Source organism: Bartonella sp. SD1336NMGDW (genome assembly GCF_042193565.1).
Lineage (GTDB): Bacteria > Pseudomonadota > Alphaproteobacteria > Rhizobiales > Rhizobiaceae > Bartonella > Bartonella grahamii.
In genome coordinates, this window is the sequence record NZ_JBHILW010000105.1 from 1 (window position 1) to 576 (window position 576).

A 576-nucleotide genomic window follows, 5' to 3' on the forward strand; every position below is an offset into this window, starting at 1 on the left:
GATCACACAAGCAGGGCGCATTAATCAGTTTCGTGAAGCGGTGATAAGAAGCCTTAAAGGCGCTTTGCCGGATGTGCGTGATTGCGGCTGTCAATTTGGACGTTTTAATTTAGAAGAACTTGAAACACAGATGCTGGTGGCACCAGCTGTGCGTGTTGCGGTGTTAGAAAGCCGTTTAATTTCTGTTGCTTCTGGACAGATGAGTGCTGATCTTCATTTAGGGGCTTTTATTATTACCACAGGTAAAGAGCGTGATGTTTCCAGTTGGCTTTTGGCAGAAGCCATTGCGGTACTTTGTCATAGTGGGCAATTGTGGGGTCTAACGCATTTGAGTGCCCCGCGTGAGGTGCAAATTGAACCGATTATTTCCGCGGCGATTAAGCAGCGTGGTGTATCGATAAGCGTGGTGGAATGGCACCAAGATTTGCATCAGTTGGGACAGGATATTTTTTGTGATGAAGGACAACTCAAAAGTGGTTTGATTTCATGGGACAATGAGGTGGGGGCATGAATGACGCACATCTCTTAAGTGATACCTTTCGACAAATCATGAAGCGTCTTGATGCGCTTGAACGC

Annotated in this window: 1 protein-coding gene; it reads left to right on the forward strand. The window is 46.4% G+C overall.

Going from position 1 to position 576, the window contains the following annotated elements:
* Position 1 precedes the first annotated feature (1 nt).
* Positions 2-511 carry a hypothetical protein gene (locus ACFIKH_RS09395; protein ID WP_375671558.1) on the forward strand — a complete coding sequence of 170 codons (510 nt, stop codon included), beginning with the start codon at positions 2-4 and terminating at the stop codon, positions 509-511.
* Positions 512-576 lie beyond the last annotated feature (65 nt).